Source organism: Botrimarina mediterranea, from assembly GCF_007753265.1.
Lineage (GTDB): Bacteria > Planctomycetota > Planctomycetia > Pirellulales > Lacipirellulaceae > Botrimarina > Botrimarina mediterranea.
Genome location: NZ_CP036349.1, coordinates 2,256,824 through 2,277,769 on the forward strand (window position 1 = coordinate 2,256,824; position 20,946 = coordinate 2,277,769).

General features: G+C 61.3%; 25 protein-coding genes. 14 read left to right on the forward strand and 11 right to left on the reverse strand.

Going from position 1 to position 20,946, the window contains the following annotated elements:
* Positions 1-35 precede the first annotated feature (35 nt).
* Positions 36-362: a hypothetical protein gene (locus Spa11_RS09065; RefSeq protein ID WP_197529854.1), complete on the reverse strand. Its 327-nt coding sequence runs from the start codon at positions 360-362 to the stop codon at positions 36-38.
* 226 nt (positions 363-588) lie between these two features.
* Here Spa11_RS09065 and Spa11_RS09070 point away from each other — a divergent pair, with 226 nt between their 5' ends.
* Together Spa11_RS09070 and Spa11_RS09075 are read left to right on the forward strand one after the other, a co-directional pair.
* A complete protein-coding gene (locus tag Spa11_RS09070; RefSeq protein ID WP_145111066.1) occupies positions 589-2,049 on the forward strand; it encodes a hypothetical protein in 1,461 nt (486 codons plus the stop codon).
* Positions 2,050-2,345: 296 nt separating this feature from the next.
* Positions 2,346-2,729 carry a hypothetical protein gene (locus Spa11_RS09075; RefSeq protein ID WP_145111068.1) on the forward strand — a complete coding sequence of 128 codons (384 nt, stop codon included), beginning with the start codon at positions 2,346-2,348 and terminating at the stop codon, positions 2,727-2,729.
* A gap of 120 nt (positions 2,730-2,849) precedes the next feature.
* On the opposite strand, the gene Spa11_RS09080 is transcribed toward Spa11_RS09075, so the two are convergent.
* Positions 2,850-3,335, reverse strand: coding sequence for a hypothetical protein (locus Spa11_RS09080; protein ID WP_145111072.1), 486 nt, complete (start codon positions 3,333-3,335; stop codon positions 2,850-2,852).
* Positions 3,336-3,538: 203 nt separating this feature from the next.
* On the opposite strand from Spa11_RS09080, the gene Spa11_RS09085 reads away from it, so the two are divergent.
* On the forward strand, positions 3,539-3,799 hold the full coding sequence (locus Spa11_RS09085; protein ID WP_145111075.1) for a hypothetical protein: 261 nt from the start codon (positions 3,539-3,541) through the stop codon (positions 3,797-3,799).
* The gene (locus Spa11_RS09090; RefSeq protein WP_145111078.1) at positions 3,796-4,266 is read left to right on the forward strand and encodes a putative toxin-antitoxin system toxin component, PIN family; all 471 of its coding nucleotides are present in this window, start codon (positions 3,796-3,798) and stop codon (positions 4,264-4,266) included. The genes Spa11_RS09085 and Spa11_RS09090 overlap by 4 nt, the downstream gene beginning before the upstream one ends.
* Positions 4,267-4,347: 81 nt before the next feature.
* Here Spa11_RS09090 and Spa11_RS09095 read toward each other — a convergent pair whose 3' ends face one another.
* Entirely contained in the window at positions 4,348-5,166 is an 819-nt protein-coding gene (locus Spa11_RS09095) for an ArdC-like ssDNA-binding domain-containing protein (RefSeq protein ID WP_145111081.1), read from the reverse strand.
* A gap of 492 nt (positions 5,167-5,658) precedes the next feature.
* Between Spa11_RS09095 and Spa11_RS09100 the strand changes: the two genes are divergently transcribed.
* Entirely contained in the window at positions 5,659-5,883 is a 225-nt protein-coding gene (locus Spa11_RS09100) for a hypothetical protein (RefSeq protein WP_145111083.1), read from the forward strand.
* A gap of 243 nt (positions 5,884-6,126) precedes the next feature.
* Here the strand turns inward: Spa11_RS09100 and Spa11_RS09105 are convergent, their stop codons facing one another.
* Together Spa11_RS09105 and Spa11_RS09110 are read right to left on the reverse strand one after the other, a co-directional pair.
* Positions 6,127-7,227: a tyrosine-type recombinase/integrase gene (locus tag Spa11_RS09105; RefSeq protein ID WP_197529855.1), complete on the reverse strand. Its 1,101-nt coding sequence runs from the start codon at positions 7,225-7,227 to the stop codon at positions 6,127-6,129.
* 371 nt (positions 7,228-7,598) lie between these two features.
* Entirely contained in the window at positions 7,599-7,847 is a 249-nt protein-coding gene (locus Spa11_RS09110; RefSeq protein WP_145111089.1) for a helix-turn-helix domain-containing protein, read from the reverse strand.
* 140 nt (positions 7,848-7,987) lie between these two features.
* Here Spa11_RS09110 and Spa11_RS09115 point away from each other — a divergent pair, with 140 nt between their 5' ends.
* Positions 7,988-8,695 carry a hypothetical protein gene (locus Spa11_RS09115; RefSeq protein WP_145111092.1) on the forward strand — a complete coding sequence of 236 codons (708 nt, stop codon included), beginning with the start codon at positions 7,988-7,990 and terminating at the stop codon, positions 8,693-8,695.
* Between the two features lie 27 nt (positions 8,696-8,722).
* Here the strand turns inward: Spa11_RS09115 and Spa11_RS09120 are convergent, their stop codons facing one another.
* Genes Spa11_RS09120 through Spa11_RS09135 form a run of 4 tightly spaced genes read right to left on the reverse strand, consistent with a single transcriptional unit; the run spans position 8,723 to position 13,391 of the window.
* On the reverse strand, positions 8,723-10,393 hold the full coding sequence (locus Spa11_RS09120) for a type IV secretory system conjugative DNA transfer family protein (protein WP_145111095.1): 1,671 nt from the start codon (positions 10,391-10,393) through the stop codon (positions 8,723-8,725).
* Positions 10,393-12,870, reverse strand: coding sequence for a MobF family relaxase (gene mobF / locus Spa11_RS09125; RefSeq protein WP_145111098.1), 2,478 nt, complete (start codon positions 12,868-12,870; stop codon positions 10,393-10,395). Before mobF ends, Spa11_RS09120 begins: the two co-directional genes overlap by 1 nt.
* A gap of 7 nt (positions 12,871-12,877) precedes the next feature.
* Positions 12,878-13,129 carry a hypothetical protein gene (locus tag Spa11_RS09130; RefSeq protein WP_145111101.1) on the reverse strand — a complete coding sequence of 84 codons (252 nt, stop codon included), beginning with the start codon at positions 13,127-13,129 and terminating at the stop codon, positions 12,878-12,880.
* Positions 13,122-13,391 carry a hypothetical protein gene (locus Spa11_RS09135; RefSeq protein WP_145111104.1) on the reverse strand — a complete coding sequence of 90 codons (270 nt, stop codon included), beginning with the start codon at positions 13,389-13,391 and terminating at the stop codon, positions 13,122-13,124. Before Spa11_RS09135 ends, Spa11_RS09130 begins: the two co-directional genes overlap by 8 nt.
* 466 nt (positions 13,392-13,857) lie before the next feature.
* Between Spa11_RS09135 and Spa11_RS09140 the strand changes: the two genes are divergently transcribed.
* From Spa11_RS09140 to Spa11_RS09155, 4 genes are all read left to right on the forward strand, one after another.
* Positions 13,858-14,475 (forward strand): exonuclease domain-containing protein, encoded by a 618-nt coding sequence (locus tag Spa11_RS09140; RefSeq protein WP_145111106.1) that lies wholly within the window; start codon positions 13,858-13,860, stop codon positions 14,473-14,475.
* Between the two features lie 34 nt (positions 14,476-14,509).
* The gene (locus Spa11_RS09145; RefSeq protein WP_145111108.1) at positions 14,510-14,851 is read left to right on the forward strand and encodes a hypothetical protein; all 342 of its coding nucleotides are present in this window, start codon (positions 14,510-14,512) and stop codon (positions 14,849-14,851) included.
* Positions 14,852-14,979: 128 nt separating this feature from the next.
* On the forward strand, positions 14,980-15,357 hold the full coding sequence (ssb, locus tag Spa11_RS09150) for a single-stranded DNA-binding protein (protein ID WP_145111111.1): 378 nt from the start codon (positions 14,980-14,982) through the stop codon (positions 15,355-15,357).
* A gap of 129 nt (positions 15,358-15,486) precedes the next feature.
* Complete coding sequence (locus Spa11_RS09155; RefSeq protein ID WP_145111114.1) at positions 15,487-15,822, forward strand: DUF433 domain-containing protein; 336 nt, start codon at positions 15,487-15,489, stop codon at positions 15,820-15,822.
* A 157-nt stretch (positions 15,823-15,979) separates the two neighbouring features.
* Here the strand turns inward: Spa11_RS09155 and Spa11_RS23445 are convergent, their stop codons facing one another.
* Positions 15,980-16,114, reverse strand: a complete 135-nt coding sequence (locus Spa11_RS23445) for a hypothetical protein (protein ID WP_261342290.1) — start codon at positions 16,112-16,114, stop codon at positions 15,980-15,982.
* 34 nt (positions 16,115-16,148) lie between these two features.
* Positions 16,149-17,486, reverse strand: coding sequence for a replication initiator protein A (locus Spa11_RS09165; protein WP_145111117.1), 1,338 nt, complete (start codon positions 17,484-17,486; stop codon positions 16,149-16,151).
* Positions 17,487-18,039: 553 nt separating this feature from the next.
* Between Spa11_RS09165 and Spa11_RS22890 the strand changes: the two genes are divergently transcribed.
* The 4 genes from Spa11_RS22890 to Spa11_RS09180 all read left to right on the forward strand — a co-directional run bounded on the left by Spa11_RS22890 (position 18,040) and on the right by Spa11_RS09180 (position 20,887).
* Positions 18,040-18,204, forward strand: coding sequence for a hypothetical protein (locus tag Spa11_RS22890; RefSeq protein ID WP_197529856.1), 165 nt, complete (start codon positions 18,040-18,042; stop codon positions 18,202-18,204).
* 352 nt (positions 18,205-18,556) lie between these two features.
* Positions 18,557-19,273, forward strand: a complete 717-nt coding sequence (locus Spa11_RS09170) for a ParA family protein (RefSeq protein ID WP_145111120.1) — start codon at positions 18,557-18,559, stop codon at positions 19,271-19,273.
* On the forward strand, positions 19,266-19,709 hold the full coding sequence (locus tag Spa11_RS09175; RefSeq protein WP_145111123.1) for a hypothetical protein: 444 nt from the start codon (positions 19,266-19,268) through the stop codon (positions 19,707-19,709). The genes Spa11_RS09170 and Spa11_RS09175 overlap by 8 nt, the downstream gene beginning before the upstream one ends.
* A gap of 713 nt (positions 19,710-20,422) precedes the next feature.
* Positions 20,423-20,887, forward strand: coding sequence for a hypothetical protein (locus tag Spa11_RS09180; protein WP_145111126.1), 465 nt, complete (start codon positions 20,423-20,425; stop codon positions 20,885-20,887).
* Positions 20,888-20,946 lie beyond the last annotated feature (59 nt).

Below are 20,946 nucleotides of genomic sequence, written 5' to 3' on the forward strand. Positions count from 1 at the left end.
TTGGAAGGCGATGCTCAACGGGTGACGACCGTCAGCTACTTGACGGACGCCTCTTTCGAGAACTCGCTGAGGAGCTTGTCCGCTTCCTCGCACGACAGCCCGCTCAGGCGCTTCTTAAGGGCGGCGCGCTGACGGGCGCTCAGCCCTAGCGCGAGGATGCGCTGCCTCTCGCTCGCTTCGGCGACCAGCTCAAGGACGCCATCGGCGCCGCAGCTCCAGAGCGCCTGGGCCCCGTTGCCGCCGCAAACTCGGAGCACCCGCAACGTCAACAGCCTCCCCCCCTCGGTCGGCTCGATGGCGACCAGCTCGCCGTCCACCTCGAAGCTCATGCGGCAGCGGTCGCCGAACTCGTAACTCGTCACGTTGTGCCTCATATCTACAGCCGTCCTCTGCTCGTTAGGGGTAGGGAACTGCTTTTCGCCCGTGCCGGGGAGCTTGGTGGCCAGGCCGTCGCCCCGTGACGCAAAGTTGCAGAATCCGAGGTCTATGCCACCATGCAAGATGCGGAGTCACTCGGACCAATCGAGCCCGAGTGCATGAGCCCCATCGTGGGATTCAACCAAGTCAATTACCACAAGCGGAGTCGACATGAAGCGTCATTCTGCGTCCGAGCAAAACGACAAGACCGAAACGGGTCCGAAGCCGTGCAATCCCGGCAGTTACCGTTTCGACAAAGATCGTCTCGTTCGCTACCAGTCGCTCAGCCGCGTCACCGACGAAGAACTTAGCGGGCTGAAATTCAGTCGCAATACGATCAAGAGCGTGCTTTCCTGTGGGTGCGCGCACGAGAGCACGCTTCGTACTTTCGCCAAAGAATTAGGCGTTTCCTTCGAAGACCTGCTCGACGACGCGAGCCGCGAGGCGTACTACGATCGCGTGGGTTATATCGCGAAAAAAGCTGATGCTTCGCTTGACCCCAGCGTGCTCGTCGAGGACGGCAAACACGCGATGACAAGCCGTTCCTTCGCCCACGCGCGCGTTGCAGAGATCGGACGGCGGCTGAAATCCATGGCGGACGAGTTAAATGTTACGATTGCCGAGGCCAATCAGATCCTTTGGCAGTTCTATATCACCTCGGGTCGCTACCACTCCGCCGAGGCGATCGCCCGGATAATGCGCCGCACCCGATCGACACCGTCCGAAAAGGCGTTCGCCGCGCGGGCGCTTGGGGAATGCCACTTCTATACGGGCAAGCACGTCCGCGCCGTAGCGCTGCTCTGCTCAAGTAGCATTAGGCGCCTCGATGGTGGCTTGATCGACCGCCTCGGATCGCCGCTCGACACCCGTGTCGCCGCCTATGGACACGCGTGCCTGTCGCTCGCCGCGATCGGAAGGACGCCCGAAGCAATGAAGGTCAGTACGAAGGCGATCGAGCAGTCCAGAGTTGCTCGGTCGGATCCCTCGCGGGTGTTCGCGCTGCACTGCGCCGCTGTCCTACGGGTGTTCCTACGCGACCCCGACGGCGCGGCCGGTTACGCGGATGAAGAGATTGTGACAGCGCGAGACGCTCATATCCCGGCATTCGTGGCGTTGGGCCGGATCATCCGCCTCTGGGCCGACGCGATGAGGGGCCATCCGAAACGACTTGACGAATTGTTCGAAGAATTCGTCGCCTACAGGGAGACGCCGATGCGAGTGTCGTTGCCATTTTGGCGAAGCCTTGTCGCTGAGGCGGCCCACAAGTGGGGCGAGACCTACCTCGCCAGATTGCAGGTCCGCGACGCCGAGACCGAGGTCGAACGCATCAAGGACACGTTTTATGCGCCTTGTACTCAGCTCCTCTATGGCGACGTTCTGCTTGAGGGATTCGACGACGAAGTGGCAGCCGCCACACATTATCGGAAAGGAGCGAAGATCGCACGCGACCAGGGCGCCTCGCTTTTTGAACTACGCTGCCTGCTCCGCCTCTTGCGGCTTGCGAGGGACGCCAAGGACCGCAAGCGGATCAAAGCCGACATGAAACGATCGCTGGATGATATCAAAGGAGCCCCCCCCGAACGGGCCGAGGCCCGCGAGGTCTGTCGACCGATTCCCCGCAATCCAGAGTGAGAATGGAGAGCGACACTTGCCCGCGGAGTACAAGCGATTTACCAACGAACTTTCCGACATGATAGCCGTTGGTGACGCCGTCCTCGGAGCTCAACCCCTTGAATAATCCTTCTAGGCAGCCAACCGCCTACTCGAAGGCGCCGCTTTGGCTCGACGCGTCCGGCGGCTCGGCGCCTAGCTCGTGTTGATGAGGACATCACCCTTGGTCGCCACTGCGACGCTGACATTAGCCGCCCGTAAGCTATAGTCGAAAGACACTGGTCGACAGAGTGAGCAATCCGTGCTACTGATGCTCTATGCTTCTGGAAAGACTCGCCGAACTAGAAACCGCCTACAAGACTCGGATCGACCCGACCGACTTTGACACGGTCCTCATCTACCTCGACGCTTCGGCGAGCCCTGTCAATGAGGTCTATCTCGTCGGTCAGAACATCGCCCTCGCCACCGCTGGCGCTGTCGTCGAGGGACTGCGCTTCGCTCCCGCCGAGTGCGGCGCTCTGATGAAGCGTTGGCGTGAGACGGGGGAACTGCGATTGCTCTGCCCGAACGAGCATCCTTCCGAGGGCCTTTTTCGTTTCGACCGCACGACGTTCAACCGCGCCCAGCTGCTCCGCTGCTTGTACCTTCCCCCGGCATACCTTGTTCAGATCCCGGCGCTAGATGCGGCCGCGGTTGAATAGGGCGTAGCTACAGTAGTAGTCGCTCGATTCGATGCCAGATATCTCGATATAGGCGCCCGCCCATCAGCGACATGGCGAAATGGAAAGCTTGAAGCAAAACCGGCCTAGCTGTCACTCGTTCTAGTGCAAAGCAGGTTCCGAGAAGGTGGTGAGCGGCAAGCGGCCGATCGTCACAAGCGAACCGACAGCCATCGTGACAATGCCCGCCCGGACCGCCGCCCAGCACTCATCGCTCATCTTCCAACGACGGACGCGTCTCTCGATCCAGAAAGCGTTCTTGGTCGCCCCGGCGCCCGAAGCCACCAGCAGGTCACACGAACGCTCAGAGCGTGGGCCAAACCGGTCCGTATCGAAACACGCAAGCACCCGATCGGGTTGCTCTAGCAGTTCGGTCGAGACCGCCAGCAAGCACCGGGTTAGCAGCTCGGTCAGCACGGCTGGGTTCCGCCGGGCGTCGCAATAACCCCCGTCGGCAAGCGCGGACGAGAAGAGATGTGAGCCGGCCCGCACATCGGCCGGCGACAAACTTGGTAGTTTTAGGGTGGCCTGCAAGAGGACCGGTTCTAGGTTGCTGATGTCGAAGGGTTGGGGAAGAGGGGTCTGCATGGTTTCACCATGCCACGGATCGGCTTCGAAAAGCAAATCTATTCGTCAACCCAACCATAGTATTTGGCGTCCACACGACAGCCTCGGATTTGACCGCAATCGCCTCGCCCTGACGCCCCGTAACGAACCGCTTTTTCGACGCCATCGAAAGAGCGTGACTCGTGACGCCGGACCGTGGTATACTTGTCGGAGGAGAGAAAACGATGGCTATCCATGTCGAAATCCCGGACGCGTTGGCGGCCAAGGTGGCGGAAGCCGCCAAGTCGTTGGGTAAGAGCGAAGAGCAGGTCGTCATCGAGGCGGTCGCGACGAAGGTCGCGCCACTCGATGAACTCAACGAACTGCTAGCCCCCGTGAGGGCGGCGTTTGCCGAGACCGGCATGACTGAAGACGAAGCGGTCGAGGAGTTCGAGCACGAGAAGCACTCGCTCCGGCAGGAACGCCGTGACGCCGTCGCCGGATGAAAACGCCGCTCCGTGTCGTCTTCGACTGCAACGTCTACTTCCAGGCCTTCGTCTCTGAACGAGGCCCCGCGGCGGCGCTGCTCGCCGAAGCGGTGAGCGGCTCCTTAGCGCTATACGTCTCCGAGGTGGTGCTCGGCGAGGTCGTTGACGTCCTGAACCGGCCCCACCTGGCGGCCAAGTTCCGCTACGACGCTCAACGCGTCCAGGCGTTCGCCGACAAGTTGCGTCAGATCGCAACGATGATCGACAACCCGCCGCATGTCTTCGAATTCCCGCGAGACCCCGACGACGCTCACTACATCGACCTCGCGGTCGCCGCCAAGGCCCGTCTAGTTGTCTCTCGGGACGAGGATTTGTTGTCGCTTCGCGACACCGGCACCGAGGCGGGCCGTGATTTAGTCGCCCGTTTCCCTGAGCTGACGATCCTGACGCCTCCCGAAGCTTTGGCGCTCGTGAGGAATCCATAAAGGACCCTGCCGCCGTGCGTAAGAGAGAGGCAAGGGCGGCGTGCAGCGAACCGATTGCCTCTTGCGAGAACCTCCTCTGAGTTAAACCGTGACCACGGTGAGTCCGACTTCGCGGCGTTCGAGCCCGGCGAGGATCTGCGTCGCGGTCTGCTGGATGCGTCCGAGCGAAGCGGTGAGCCGCTCGGTGTCTCCCTGGTGGCACTGGATGTAGTCGCTCGACTGCTTGAGGGCCCCGGAGAGGCCCGCCGCGTGCGAGACGACGTAGGCCACCGATTCGGCTTCGAGTTCCTTGACAGTCTTCGAGAGCGTCTTGTGATCCTCGGCCTTGTGCATCAACTCGTGGGCCAGCTCGTGGGCGAGGGTGTTGAACGCCTCGGCCGGGCTGAGCCCCTTCCGTAAGTAGATGCGGCCTCCGGCCGAGACCCCGTCGGCCCCGTCGAGGTGCTCCTCGTAACCCAGCTCGATGCCAAGCGACGAGACCAACGCGGCAAGCCTATCGAGCCGGTCGCCCGGCTCACCGGCGATGCGGTTGATGTCGGGAAGCTCATCCCCCTCGGTCTGCGCCAAGTCAAAGACGTGGACCGCCCGATAACCAAAAACCCCCTTGGTTTCGTTGCCGTCGTCGTCTTCCTTCTTGCCGACCATCGGGGCGAGGATGCAGATCCCTCGCTCGCCCTTCTTGACCGTCCTGCCGAGCTTTTTCCACGCCTGAAACCCGGCCACCCGAGTGGCGGCCGGTCGCTGGCGGGCGATGAGCAGGCAGTTGCCGAACGAGTAGTTGTGGAAGCGGCTCATCGTGTCGAGGTACTTGATGAGTTCCTCGCTCTTGCCGGCCGCGAGGGCCGCCGCCAGTTCCGACAGCGCCGAGTCGCAAAGCGACTTCGCTTCTTCCTTCTTCATGTGAGTCTCCATGGCTGGGCCAACAACCAGAAAGGCTGTGGCTGGGGAAACGCTCGCCCTGAGAGAAGCAGGGGAGCCAAAGAAAATGGGGTAGAGAAAACCTTGCTAGCGATGCTGCACGCCGCCCGCCTCGGGGGCCGGTTCCACAACGAAACCAGTCCCGGCAACCGCGGCTTGCGAGTCCGTCTACCCAGAAAGAAGGCGTAAAGAGCGTGAGCGCGTGAACGCTTTGTAGGACTTCAGACTACCACGTTGGCGGAGGTACTCAACATGGCTGCAACAAGGCATCGGACAACGCGGCGCGCCGCTCGCTGCTTGCGTTCCAGCTTCACAGTAAGACCCAGAGTGATAGGCGCGTGAACGCTAACGTGCCCTTAGACGGCTCTCAAGAATCCGACTGTCTTCCCACTGTTGTTTGACTTCTCTGCTAGAGCATGATAGGGGACATCGATTGCAATCGGCCTAAATGGCCCGTATCAGAAGGAACCAACCATGTCCGGGAAGACAATCAACGCCAAGAAAACCTATCGTATCTTCACTGAGTATGAAGTAACAGCCATTCACGACGTCTACGCTACGACAATCGCCGAGGCGATCGGCGTGCGCGACCTGCGCGGCCTACTCGATGCCGACGAGTTGGTCACGAACCTCTGCGGCGCTGAGGTCACCGTTGTTGTGGGGACGGAGACGACCGACCGCGGAGAGGGGACGACCTGACGACGCTGTGGCGAAAGTACTGGGCTACCGCACTCGTCACCCAGCAAAGTGAATGCGGCATCACCCTGGCGTGGTGATGCTCGTTGAGTCCACAATCGTGTTGCCCAGCAAATGCGTGGTGAGACCTAACCAATGGCAACGTATCGCCTGGCGGCTGCTGGAATACCGCAGATCTCCGATCGTTGAGCCATGCGACAAGGGCGACTAAGGGTCGCCGCGTCAACCAGCTAGTGATTATCAAAATCAACGGATCTGGATCCGCTTCGCGGCTTCTTCAGCATCTTTTTCGTTTTCCTGGTAGTAGAGTTCCGTGGTCCGTATCGACGAATGCCCAGCGAGAGACTTGGCCTGTTGCATCGTGGCGCCGTTGTTAAGGGCGCTCGTGATCGAAGTCTTGCGCAGCGAGTGCGTGCAGACCGCCCGGCGGCCAGGTCGTACGACCTGGATGCCCGCCAGGCGGGCGTACTTCTTGACGATGTTCCGGATGCGGTGCGTCGTGAGGTGCCGGTCCTCGACACTTTTTCCGTCACGTCCGATTGGCGGGAAGAGGGGAAATTCTGACTTATCGGCGATGCCCGCTCGTTCGACCCAAGCGAGCACGGCGGACGAAGCGTCGATGAGCGCCTTGCGTTCTTCCTTGCTTCCTTTCTCGGTCACCGTCAAAAACCAGTCGGCGCCGCTGCGGTCGAGGCTGCCGACTGTGGCGTGAGCGACGGCGCTCGCCCGGCAAGTCGTCATGATGTAGGTGAAGAGTAGCGCGTGGTCGCGGCAGCCGATAAGCGTCTTGGTGTCCGGCGTGTGGAGGAGATTCCTGGCCTCTTGCTCGGTGAGAGCCGGGGTCGTGTTCTTCTTGACCCGTGGGCTTTCGACCGCCTGGATGTCGCCGACCGTCTTCCAGTCGACTAGGCCCTTGCGGCCGAATTGCTGATAAGCCCCGCGAATGACCGATAAGACTCGGCAGATGGTCGTTGGCTTTTTGCCGGCTTGCGACAGCGACTCCTTGTAGAGGGCGACATGGTCCGCGGTGACTTCGAGTGGGTGGACGCCAAGCGCTGAGAAGTGCCGGAGAAACGTCGCTAGGTCACCGAGATACGCCCGGCGGCTGTGTTCGCTTGGGCACTTGTCGCAAAGCCACGGAACGACCGCCGCAAGCGGGTCGTGAGCACCCAGTGCCGGAATTAGACGACGGAGACAACTGGCCACTCGGGCGGCAGTAGAGAGGTCCTCGGGGATAGCGAGCTCGCCGAAGGAACTTGAACCGTTCGCATGACTTGGCGGACCGACCAGTTTGGCCGAGAGATTCGCGGTAAGGCCTGCTTGTTCTTTCTCTTCTCGCTTCTTCAAACGTGTTCCACTTCGCCGAAATAGGACGTCACTTTGACATCCTATAAAGCACATTATCATGCCTGGCAGTCGAGGCGCAAGGGACACGATGGCAGTAGAGGTAAACTCGCGACCGACGGCGTTCCTGAAGAATTGTTGACCACGATCCCCAAATCGATAGGATGCAAGTAGCTCTAACGAGCCGGTTTTTAATCGCTGGGGGAGGCGTCGCCTTTAATGGCATTAGCCCAGCGAGCCCGAGGTTCTAGGACGTCGGGTGGCCTCGACAACACATCGCCCCGTGAACAGTCGCCATACGCGTTCACGGGGCGATGTCTTTTGTGCCGCGAGTGGTTTCTAAGCCCGTGCGTCGCGAGCCGAGCGTTCTCGAGTTATCTCGCAACAAGACGCTTCTCAAAGGCAGCGACGAATTTCGGCAGTGTGTCGCCTGTCGCGTGGCACCACTGGCGGAGTTGGACGAGGTCGACCCGACGGTCGCCACGCTCCCATTTGCTGACAAACGACTGACTGACCCCCAGCTTCTTGGCCATCTGGGCTTGGGTCAGCGACGCCGCCTCCCGCCGCTCCCGGAGCAGGGTCACCAACAATCGGTGCTCGCGGGTGAAAGGGGTTTTTTCCATCGGACGGCTGCTTGATCGGCAAGGCCGCCGGATGCTATAGTCCGGACTGGATTATTCCAAAAAGGACTAATGAGGCGCAAAGCACCTTCCATCACCCACTCGCCCGATGCCCGAAGGCGTCTTGTTTCCGAGGCCGACGCATGACTCCGGTCACCGACCGGAGTTTTGGGCTGTTGATCGCCTACCTGCTGCCGGGGTTCTCGGCGCTGTGGCTGTGGGGGCGTCGCGTTCCCGCGATCAACAGCTGGCTGGCGACTGCCCCGCAGCATTCGCCGAGCGTTGGCGGATTCCTCTATGTCACCGTTTCGTCGGTGGCGGTCGGGCTCGTGCTAAGCACCCTCCGCTGGGCGATTGTCGATCGGCTCCACCACCACACAGGGCTGACGGCGCCCAAGTGGCGGGGCGCAGAGGATGGGCCTGCGATTGGCGTTTACCAACTCATGGTGGACCTCCACTACCGCTACTACCAGTTTTACGGGGCGTTCTTGCTGCTGGCTGTCGGCTTGCTGCTGTCGCCTCCGGGTGGCGAGTTGGGCGCGGCGCTGCGAACCGCATCAGGCCGGTTGTGGCTTGTGGCGCTCGCCTCGCTCTTTCTTGCCGCCTCCCGCGACACGCTCGAAAAATGTTACTCCCGTACGCCCTCCCTCTGGGCGTTTCCCGATTCCTTGAACTCCGATAGGAACGAACCGATGACCAACGGTGGACCCCACGATGCTTGTGGCGAAGGTGGCGACGATGCAGGAGTACTACTAGCGGTGGACCAGGCCAGCTCTGCCCTCCCCGTCTTAGAGACGGCAAAAGAGGAGCAGGAGAAAGCGTCTTCATCGACTGAGTTTCCGAGCGCCTAAGCCGGCCGGCTTCTGACGCCTTGCGGGTCAGTCGGATCGCGACGAGGCAATTGCTTTCGGCAAGGCGTTCTCCTCCAAGCGGGCGACGCCACTCCGCGCGTGGCGTGTCTGGGCCCCCTCCCCACGAAGGTCGCTCCGTTTCCGAAGTCGTAGCCGCTGGCTGCCGGTGTTCTCCCCGGCATTCTCACCCGGCGCCAGCTGTAGCCGGCGACGATCGCCATCCGACCACGGGAAGACCCATTGCTCCGATACGGGGCGCAGCCGAATCGCTTCGGAACACTCCTGTGTCTCCGCAACGACGATCCCCTCCAGTTCCGTCGGAGCAATCCGAGACTTGTGGGCGCCGTGCTCGGCGGTGAGGAAGTAGCCGGTGAGGCCGTGCGAGCGGCTTGTGACGGGGAGCCCGTAGAACTCGCTCGGCAAGACGGCGTCTTTGATCACCCGCTGCTCGCTCCTCCCCTCCCCGCTCCCAAGCCGCGAGTTGTCCGAACGAAAAACTTCGAGGCACTCGTACTGCCCAACGAGCCCCGAGGCCCACTCGGCGGATTCTTTTGACTGGCAGCGAAGGAGGGCCTTGCTCCCGCATTGGGCGATGATTTCGCCTGCGATTTTTGCGCCGGCCGCCTCCTGAAAACCCTCGATGTCCTGGAAGGCGAGCACGAGACACACGCCCCGCGAACGCCCTTTGTCGGCGAGCATTGTGAGCTTGCCACTAGAGAGTATGCACCCTGCGAGCCGAAGCTCATCGACCCAGACCCAGGTCCGACGGGCGCCCGAGTTGGGCTGCACGTCGATCTGCTCGGCGAGGAACCGAAACATGGTTCGGTTAATGACCTCTAGCGACGCCGAGGCCGCCTCGTTGTCTCCGAGGAGCAGCACCGAGTTGTTGGTAAGCCAGTCTTTGAGAGAGAGCCGGCCCGAAACCCGCTGCCACTGGGCGGCGACCGCCTCGTAAAAGACCATACTCGCGTAGATGGTCGAGGCCACACAGTGGCCGGTGTTGCTGTCGGGCAAGAATCCTTCCAGGGCGTCCCTCCCAAATTCGTCGCGGGAGAGCACGGCTTCTAGCCGCTCACGGCTCGTCGTCGCCAGCACCAAATCCGCGAAGGTCCACTCGCCGGGCGAGTGCTTGATGAGGCTGAGGATGACGGCGCGGACGACCAGCCGGGCGGCGTTTGAGAAGTAGCGGTTCGTCCCCTCTTCGCCCTCAATAAGGGAACAAGCCAGGTTCAGCGCGTCGGTGGGGCTTGTGACGTCGGCTGCGATGTCCCACGCCACGGCTTTGGGGCGGTCGTCGCGGCTCTCGAAGGGATTGAGAGAATAGACGGGACCGGCGTAGCCGATGTGGGCAAGATAAGCGGCCGAATCCCCTTTGGCGTCGTAGATGAGGACGCGCGCGTCGGGCGTCTCGTGCAACCGGAGGAGCACCTCCTTCATCAATCGTCGCTGCACGAGCGATTTCCCCGAGCCGGTAGCGCCTGCCGCCAGAAAATGCTGCGTGGCGGCCGATTCTGGTAGCACCATAGTTCCCCAGACGAGGGCGCCCGGATAGCAGCGATGATTCGCCCCAAGCCGCTTAGGGTTCTTGAGCGTGCGTCCACGGAGGTACCGCCTTGCCCGCACCCAGCGGGCGATCGGTTTGTGAGTGAGCGCAGCGACAACCAAGATCACGAGCGCCGCGACACGGAGCCCGTCCATCAGCGAGTCCCTTCTAGCGTGTGCTGGATCGCCATCTCGTTCGGGCGGCTTAGGCTCATCATTCCGGCGAGTCCGTCGATGTCGAGAGCGGCCGCTTCGTAGGTGTAGAGATAAGTCGCGTGGCGTGCTCGGCTGGCGGCGACGTAGCTGAGTTCCCGGTCGGTCGACATCGCCCCGATGTAGTAGAGGGCGTTCTCGCAGGTCGACCCTTGCGATTTATGGACGGTTTGGGCGTAGGCGAGCGTTAGGTGTGGGAACTCTTCGACGTCGATCTCGACCTCAAACCTGCTGTCGAGCCGCACCGAGAGTCGTGTCCCCCACGCCCCCGTGATTTCCCCAGTCGAGCCGTTCTCGACCCCCAAGAGCCGGTTGTTACGGGTCAACATCACCCGGTCGCCAAGATGAATACAAAGACCATCGACTTCGACGCCGTAGTCGCCGAGTTGGCAATGACGACGCATCACGTCCTGGAGGCGGCGGTTGAGCTCTCGGACATCGAGAATGGTCGACGCCATCACGAGCGTGTTGGCGACGCCGCCGCCACTGAAGGCGATCCTTTCCCACTCCTCACAGAGTCCTTCCAAGGCGTCCTCGCGCTCGGGCTCTATGAAGAGCCGGCGCCGCCGGTCGAGAGCCGAGAGCGCCGACGCCGCCTCCCCCGCTCGCAGGTCGAGCACGACCCGCCTCGCCCAGGGTTCTTGCTGGCGGACGATCTGCGTCATCGCCGTGGTGCCGACCAGTTCTGAGATCTTTCGGAACGGGGCGCCGGCTGCGACCGCTTGCGTCTGCCGCTCGTCCCCGACGAGGACGATCTTGGCGCGAGCCTTCTCGACCCGCTGCAATAGTGAAGCGAGATGGCGCGTGCCCACCGTCCCTGCTTCGTCGACGACCACGACCGTTTTGTCGTCGAGGGTTCGGTAGCGACGCTCCAGGTCGAGAAACAATTGGTCGAGATGGGTGGACGGGATGCCGGAGTCGGCTTCGAGCACCTTGGCCGCTTTGGCGGCTAGCGACGTGCCTAGGAGTTTGTAGCCAGAGGCTTCGAGCAGCTCCTTCGCCACGCCCAGCATGTAGGTCTTGCCCGTCCCAGCAAAACCCGTGATCGAGACGAGGTCGCCTCCGCTAGTGACCTGGCGAACCGCTTCGCATTGTTCGCTCTTAAGGGTTTTGTGCTGGGAAAGGCATGCCTCGACTTGGGAATGCGACTGAGCGTGGCCGCGTCGACCGGCGAGCCGAGTCGCTCTCTCGACCGTGGATTGCTCCAAGCGGACCATTTCGCGGGTGGTGTAGCTGGGGACGCGATCTTTATCTTGGAGCCTGACGATTTCCCGGCTAGTTGTGAGTTCTTGTTCGACCGCATCGGCAACATCGTCGATCCCGATTCCCTGGCATTGAGCTTCGATCGCCGCAAGTTCTAAAAGTTCGTTGCGGGTGAAGCGGGCTTGGTGATCAAGTAGCATCGAAAGAGACCTGGCAACGGCATTCTTGGATCCGGTTAGCTTTTCGTCGGCCGATAGAGACCGAGCTTCGCCGAACAGCTTGGTTACTTCTTGTGCGCCGAATCCCCAGACGCTTGCTTGCTCTCGCCAGGCGACGTCGAGCTCGCGGCGTGTGTGTTTGGTTTTCCCTTGACGCGTCACCAGCGCCGCCTTCTCGGCGGCCCGGGCGCCAGAGAGGCCGGTTCGGCGAAGCCAGTCCTCGATCTCGGTGCGGCGTTTGCTCATCGCTTTTACGAGCCCCAGCGGAACGCCCGTGACCTCCCACCAGCTGACCGGTTCGTCTCGGCCTTCCTTCTGCGGGCGATAAGTTTCAACGCCAAGTTCTTCTCGGAGCAACATCGACGCTTCGGCACGAAAGAGACTTCCGAGAGCATTCTTCATCCGACGAGCGAAGAGAGGCCTCGCGTCCACCGACCCGCTCGTGCCATCGACGCGTAGCGCCACGTTTGGCATTACGCAGTGGTAGTGGCGGTTGGCGTCGGGCGCCTCGCCCGGGATGCCGCGCGCCGTGTCGTGGCTGAAGACGGCGAAGAGGATCTTGGCGCTTTCGGTGACCTGCGACCCCTTCCCACGCCTCGTCTTGCCACAAAGCTCCTCTACCACCCCAAGCGTCCGGAGTATGGCAAGCTCGGCGACAGCGTCCAGCTTCTTCCGCTCGGCCTCGGATGCCTGACTCCACAACACACTAAAACTCTTCGGGAGTGAGAACGTGAGGTCGAACCCGGCCCGGCGTCCCCGCACGCCCCGCTGGTTTTGGACCAAGGACTTTGTGCCATCAGGGTTCTTACCTTCCAGAAGATTTCGGAAGACGAGGGGGTCCACGTCGCCGCTGAGGCCAAGCATTTCGGCGCCGGCGCCGCGCCACCTGCCGGGCCGAGCGCCGTCCTCGCTGTAGTAGTCGGCGCTCTCGGCTTCGCCAAGGTTCGCGTAGTAGGTGAGTTCGTTATTGGTGGCGCCCAGTGGTTTGAGGGAGAGCATCTTCTTCTTACTCCCCCTCCACCACGGCGTCGTTAAAGTCGCGGCGGAGCCGGATCGTCTCGTCGACCACGAGCTGCATCATGGTTTTGAGGTCGAGGTACTTATGGTCGCTAAACGCGATCCCCGCCATCCGCAGGTACTGCCCAGGGCGCACGCCGCTTTTTAGACACTCTTCAGCGATCTTCTCGGCCTGGGGCCTCGCGAAGCGGATGGTGATTTTTTCGCACTGTTCGACGAGGGATTTCGTGGGTCTAGCCATGCCGGGCGACCTCCCACTCGCGGTCGAGCCGGTCAAGGGCCTCTGCGATCGCCTGCTCGACGAACTTCTTTTTTGGCGTTTTCACGCCGCGCGACTCCATCGTCAGCAGCGCCAGTTTTAGACGCCAGCAGAGCTGCTTTGGGATATCGACGCTTAGCTTCTCTTCTTCGGTTCCTGACGGCGGGGTTGGGATGACGACCGAAAGCGCGACGCTTTGGGCAGTCTTGGTCTTCTTCTTTGTTGGAGGGTTCTTCCGGGTCATAGCCGAAAGTGCCACGACTTCGATTCTTAGTCAAAGCCCACGACCGCCTTTTTCGAGAGGCCCCAACCTTCTTACAAAAGTCGGAAAAACCCTCGTTCGCTCAAACGAGCGACATGACCCTCGCCCCCCAAAACCCTCGTTCGAGCGAACGATCTCGCGACAAGTCCCTCTCCCCCTTGAACCCTAGATTCCACACCTGTGCTCCCTTGGAGCGACAAGCTGAAGGCCTCATAGGGCTAGAGCGCGGAGCGGCGCGGGTTAGAGTGAGACGCCAAGAAATCCAACGATCCCGCTAGTTTGTTGTTGTCGGCAATCTCGGGACGCACTCGCAACTAACGCCGTGATCGTGAGCGACAAATAGCTTCGCTGTCGGCGTCACGAGCAACTGCCACGAAGAGGCTGCCTAGCGTTCTCTGTCGGCAGTCCCTTATGCGACGCTCCGCGCGTTCGGCTCCATACCACGAGTATGAAGCAACGTGAGACGCTTATTTTTGTGGACATCGAAACGGCCGGGATCGGACCCAAGGCCCCGATCATCGAGTTGGCGGCGGTCGCCGTCGAGTCGGGCAGTTATCGCGAGCTCGACGCCCTTGAGATGAAGGTCGCCTTCGAGATGAAGGACGCAAGCCCGCGCTCACTCGGCGTCACGAAGTTCTCGCCCTCGGCATGGCAGCGCTACGCGCTGCCGCCCGAGGACGCCGCCGCCAAACTCGCCGTCTTCCTGCATCGACACGCAACCAAGCAAGTGCTCAGCAAGAAGCCGCCGATGAGCCACCGGGTGGCGAGGTTCGCCGGCTACCACGGGGACTTTGACGCCGTCCGGCTCCGTGACTGGGCGACGCGACTTGGGGTCTACTTGCCCATACGCAGGAGAACGCTCTGCGTGTTGCAGCGGACGCTCTGGTTCTTTGAAGAGAACCAGGGGCTGGCGCCGCCCGAGGACTTCAAACTTGCGACCGTTGCCCAGCATCTGGGCCTTTCGGCGAGGCCGACTCATAGCGCGCTCGACGACGTGCGGGCCACGGTTGAGCTGGCCCGCCGGCTTGCCGAGTACAACCGAATAACTAACACCCGGACGGCGTAAGCCGACCCGTTTACGAAGAGGAGAAGAGAACAACATGACCCAACAAAAAACCCCCATCGGTGAGATCGCCCTCGTGGGCGCCGTCGCCGTGCAGCTCTACTCACGCGTCTACTACGGACGGATCGAGTACTTTGCGGAGATCGGCAAACCTTGGACCAACCGACAGAACGGCGTCACTAAGATCATCCCGCAGATGAAGGGGGCGGCGACCCGCGACTACGTCGCCGCGGCGGAGCTTGCCGCCCAGAAACTTGATGAGCTTCAACGCGCCCAGTTCCAGCACGGCGTCTATACCGCTGCGCAGTCGGTGTCGCCGCTGGAGGGCGAGGCGCTACCTTCACCATCGGAAGAACCCCTCAAACTCAAACTCGCCTAACCTCGCCTCGGCATGGCTCTCGGAGGCGACCGCCGGGTCGCTTGCGAGAGCCCAGGCAGAGTGCGTCGCTGAAGGTTCAGGGCCTTTCTTTTTTGTCGTATTTCACGTCAACCAAAGAGAGGTTTCCCATGGCTAGCTTTAACCGTGTGATCCTGCTCGGCAATCTTACCGCCGACCCGGAGCTACGCTACACCGCTGGCAAGAAAGCGGTCGTCGACGTCGGCATCGCCGTCAACGAGCGCTACAAGAAGGATGACGAGGTCGTCGAGGAGGTGAGCTTCATCGACGTGACGTTCTTCGGCCGGACGGCGGAGATCGTCAACGAGTTCCTCTCGAAGGGCGCCCCGGCGCTCATCGAGGGACGGTTCCGGCAAGAACGGTGGGAGAAAGACGGCCATAAGCGTTCGCGCATCAAGGTCATCGCCGATAGGCTCACGCTCGTCGGCCCCCGCCCCCAGCCGGAGGAAGAGGAAGAAACGGTCGCCGCTGGCGCCGCCGCGTTCTAAGCGAGTCGTTTTCTAACGAAGGTTCCTGCCAAAGCATGCACTCTGCCCAGGGCCTTCTCTCTCTGAGGGGGCCAAGCGGCGTGCGAATTGGTTTGGCCGTTCGCTCTAAGTCGCGATAGAATTAATGATATGAAGCTAACGCACACCCAACACATCGCCTTCGACCCGAGTGTCTACGGCGGCAGGCCTTGCATCGCCGGCACCCGTGTCCGGGTCTGGGATATTTACGTCGCCTCGGAGGTTCGTGGCGAGAGCCCAGACCAGATCGCCGCCCAGTATCCGGGGTTAACGCTCGCCCAAGTTCACGCGGCGCTTGCTCACTACTGGGATAACCACGACGCGATCGACCGCGAGATGCGTGAGGCGGATGAGTTTGCCGAGACGCTCCGCAATACGACTGGGCCGGGCTCTTTGGCGAGAAAGCTCGCCAGCATGGACGAAGGCAGTGATTCGATTTCTTCTTGACGAGAATGTTCCCCAAGCCGTCGCCCGCGGGCTGCGGCTCTGCGGCGCTGAGGTTGTGACCACCGCCGACCTCGGGCTGCTCTAGGCCGGGGACGAAGAAATCGACGCCTTCGCGCTGCGGGAGGGCTTCGTCCTCTTTACCCAAGACGACGACTTCCTACGGCTGTACCAGGCCGGAACGCCACACGGCGGAGTCGTCGACGCCAAACAGGACGCCCGCACGCTCGGGGAGGTGATCCGCTACCTCGACCTGATACGACAGTGTCTTGAGCCCGAAGAGATGCGAGGGCAAGTCGAGTACCTGTAAAGAAGTGCGACGAATGAGGTTATGCGGCGGCGCTCGGCTCTCTCTTGGCGTTGATGCGGCGCCAGTGTTCAAAGAGAGCCGCTTCGAGGTAAGTGGCGTAGTGCGGCGACGATTCGGCGTCCGCGCTGCGGAGCGACTTGCTATAAGCGGTACTCCTCGCGACCGCCTCTTCGCGGAACCGTGTGTACGCCTCCTCGTCCAAAGACTCCATGAAAGCTCGGAACGCGGTTTTTTGCTGCTGGCGTTCTTGCTCATCGCTCGAAGTGAGTTGGGTTGTCCGACGCATGCGCCGTGACTCGGCCGCTTCCGAGGCTTTTTGTTTGCGGTCTCTTTCCTCCGAGGAGACGTAGTCGTCGCGGAACTTGTAGGGCTTTTCGGTGGTGATGCTGTTGCGGAGCCATCCGGGGCCGACCCGTTCACCGCTGTCGCGGCGGTGGTCGTAGTTGGCGATGGCCTGATGGATCTGATCTCGGTTGGTTTTAGTGACTAGTTCTTCGGCGCCGCCAACGCCGCGGCGGCGTAGTTCGCCAACGAGAGGGTCTCTGTTCTCCCTGACGGTTTCAATCGCGTGGTAGACGACCTCGGCCTCGGGGCCTCGGCCGACGTACTCTGCGCGGCAGAACCCTTTTTGTTCCAGCTCGGTGTGGGCTTTCTTGAGCGTCGCCTTGATCTGGCCGTTGTGGTTCTTATCGCTGAGGCCGATCTTGTTCACCGCGTAGTGCTTGAGACCCATGCGGACGCACTTGGCGTGGTAGAACCGCTTGCCAAGGAATCGGTAGGCCCGCCGCGACACGGCGCTCTCAAGTCCCAGCAAGAAGTCGTAGTCGAGGTTCCGAAGATTCCTCGCCTCAAAACTCTCCCACATAAAATCTCCCCACACAAAAAATGCTCTCTCGGGGAGCCCTGTGTCCGGGTCGCGGCCGCTCGACTGCCACCGGTCGAGGATCCCGACCACGTCGCGGACCGGCTTGCGCTTGCCCTTGTGCCAATAGGCGCCCTCGGAAACCACCGAAAGAGTCGAGTACCGGTCGAGCGCTCGGCGGAGTCGTGCGTAAGCGGGGCCGTCGGTCTTCCAGCGCATCGCCCGAAGAAACGAGGCCGGCTCAAAGTCCACGCGGCGGCTTACAAAGCCCGCTTCCTTGGTCGCTCTCAGGCAGCCCATCAGCACCTCGTCATCGACCGAAGTGGGGAGCCCGAACGGCGCCTGGCCGCGGACGGTAATCCGCTGAACAATCCGTTGGCAGGTCTTGGGGTCGGTAGCCTCGTCCTCAAACACCAAGCAATCAACGCCTTCGGGGACCCGTTCGCCGATCATGCTGAGCGGGAACTCGGCGAGATTCATCTCGTCAGAAATCATCTGGGGTCTTTTCGTTGGTCGCACACGCCTCCTTTGTCAAAGCCAAAAAAAGTTCTTCTACGTCGCGTCTAGATATCTAACTTTCTAGATCTCTAGATAAGGGGTCTCTAACGGCCTGAAACGACTCGAGAATACGGGCCGTTCTGTCGGTCAGGTAACGACCAACTGTCGGTCGTCCAACGAGCCACTGTCGGTCAAGTAACGAAGCATCCGTCGGCCAGATAACGCTGATTGGCGGCCGTTCAACGCCAGAACTGTCGGTCAAATAACGCCACCTATAGTTCTCGCTGAGCGCCAGAGGCGTCTCTGCTTAAACTCCCTTAAAGCAACCATAGATCGGCTTTGGGTTTCGCAGCAAGACTTTAATTGTCGTCTCGTCATCGGACTCGCTTGGTGACGGCGACCGACATGCGCCCCTTCCAGTCCGAGCTCGATTCGTGTCGGCAGTCTTCGCGGGTCTTGGCGGTGGCCACGTTTGCTGAAAGGAGGAAGACGACGCCCCAGCCGTAGGGTGAGGGTGTCGTCTTCCTCCTTTCAGCAAACACAAGCCACCATGTCTGACCAAGCCCACTCCAACCAGCCGCCAGAACCGAAGGCCGGCGCCGCCGAGCCGGCGGAACGCGTCGAACCGTCTCAGGAAGAACTCCGCAAACGCTATCTTGAGCAGCAACGGCGGATGCGGTGCGCCGGATGTGGCGAGAGCGAAGAGTATTTCTAGACGCCGTCTATCTTCTGCGACGAGATTTCCTTGCGGCTCATGCCCGATGTCACGCTCGCTCGCCAGATCGACTGAACTCCACTTGACGCCGTAGGAAGCGATTCTCGACCGACCCTTCCTCTCCCCTAGGCCAACCCACTATCGTCCCGCTACGGGAAAGACAGGGCCCTTCTCGCCTGTCTTGTGTTTCAAGCAGCGAGCGAGTTTGTCTCGATACCTCCAGTCAACTTGTCGGCTTCGCGCGTGCGTGCGTGAGTACTCTGGTGACTGATAAAACAAGTCCGTCGCCGGTTGCGAACTTTGCCAATAAAGCTACTTGCCACTTTGCTAGCAGGCGTGGTAGCGTCGACGTGTGAGCAAAGTGATTGAGCCCGGTATCGGGCAAGCCTTCGTGATTGGATTCTGTAACGGCAAAGGGGGACCCGGCAAAACGACCCTTGCCCTGAACTCGGCGGTCGAGCTTTTTGACCAGGGCCGCCGCGTCGCCTTCATCGACGGAGAAGAAGGGGGTATCAACGCCGGGGCGCTCAGCCGCTTTGAGCCGAGGATCGAGACCCGCAAGGCGAAGACCGCCTTCGAGATCGACGACGCCATCCAGGAACTAGGCCAGAATCACGATGTCGTCCTCTTCGACGCCCCTGGACAGACATCGGGCGAAGAGGTTGCGACCATCTGTTCGGTGGCGGACCTGGTTGTCGTTCCCATCAAGCTCTCGCTGAAAGACGTTCGCGGGAGCAACTCGGTGCTGCGGATGATCCGGCGACTCCAGCTCCGTCAAAATGGCATGCCCGAATCGGCTATAGTATTCAACGAAGTCCGGCCGCTGGGCGAGGGTAGGAGGAGCCGAAGCGCTGCGAGCTACCGACGGCAACTCTCGGACGCTGGGTACCAAGTCGCCCGGTCCGAGATCAGGTTCTACGAGTGGCACCGGCTTTGTGAGTTCGTGACCCGCGACCCGAGCGCCAATCTTCAGAAGAGCAGCGACAAGTGTGCGATGGACATCGCGGCGTTCGTGTATGAGGTCATCTTACGCCGGCTGCCACAGCTTGAGAGGGCGGCCAATGAGTAAGACGGTGGCCTACGACATCTCGGCGGAGATCGACCCGGTCGAAAGGATCGACGAGGTCCAGGCGAAGCTCGAACGGCGACGCCTCGAACGTCAGCGACAAACAAGCGCCGACAGCATCGACTCGTATCATTCTTCAACAAGGTCAACCTCACGGACAGGCGACGAAGCTGCTGCGAAGAATCGGGCCGATGCTGCCGCGAAGAAGAAGCGGCAAGACGAAGAACGTCGTCGAGAAGAACGAGCGCTGGAACTCCGCGAGAGCCGCTGGATCACCGCCGGACACAAGGTCCGCGAAAAAAGGGTCGAGTTTCTTGAGAGGGTCTTCTTTCGGCTTAAAGCGGATGGCGAGTTCCGGGGCACCAAGCAGGAGTTTTTTGACGAGGGGCTGGCGATGCTAGAAAACAAATACTCTTCGACGGCGAAGCCAGAAAGCTAAATAAGGCGAAAAAAGCCGCGCCGTCGGCCGTGTGCTAGCTGGTGGTGCGGCTTCGGGGGTATGCGCGACAGACTACCCCGTTGGCTCCCGACGGTGCTCATGGTTGAGCATGGTTGCCACTCCCCAACGGTGAGATAAGATCGCTGGAAAGGCCAGTGCGATCGCGCGTCAACTCACATGGCGGTAAGGACTTGGAAGCGGTAGTCGTCGCTCCGTGCGGCTTTAAGGCGTTTGTTTTTTGACGCCGACCTTCGCTGTGGTGTGGTTCTTCAAGAGGCTGAGAGCCGCTCGCCTCAGAGGCTGAAGTTGGTGTCGGCGTGGCCCTTACGTATTCGGGACGGGTCCTCGCCGTCACGTCGAGCTGCCAGTGCAACGAATTCTCGATGCCTTAGTGCCCGCGGACCACCGTGGTGAACTTCTCTCCGCACAGCCAACGACTCGTGATGTAGTAACGCGTGTCGAAATTCACCAACTGGGGGTGCTAGGCGCCAGTCGGAGCTGGCCCGCTTCGAACGTTCGCCTGTGGCCAGCGGCAGGGGCCGATGGATCACGAGAAGCTGGCCCAAACATGATATTCGTGCGTTGCAAGGCGGGACCCCCAATCGGGGAGGGCTGGGTTGACTTTGCGGGCATCGGCCATTTCGGATAATCTGATTGACATGGGGTTGCCGATTTTAACCGCGGTAGAGCCCTTCTTACCCTTTGCTGGCCGTATGCTCCGCATCGCCGACAACCTGAAGCACGCGGTCGCCATCGTGGCGGTCTTGCTGTCATTGTCGGCGATGGCCCAGAGCGCTGGGATCTACTGCTACTTCGGGGCTTGCGAAGCCGGCCCAGCCGCAAGCGAGGCCGCCTCGGGCGGCTGTTGCCATAGCCACACGTGCAAGGCGGACGAGGAGCCGAAGCCACGAGAGGGCGGACGCAGTCAGCATCGCCACGAGCCTTGCCCTTGCCCAGACAGTTGCTGGTGCCAGCAGGCGCCGCAGCCTTCTGTGTTGCCGAAGTCGATTGGCGAACCGGTCGAATTGGCTTTCCTCAGCGTTCTGGCTGTCTGCGACGACGTTGTTGGCGACAGAGAGTCGGATCTTCGGGCGAACATCGCCTGGTCCGTCCCGCCCGGCCTGTCCGAACAGTCGGCTGTCGATCGCTGCGCGAAGCTGTGCCGGTTCTTGATCTGAATTCTCTCGAAGCGCGAGGCCTTCTGCCTCCGCGTACGCGTCTGAGCTGTCGCTGAGAG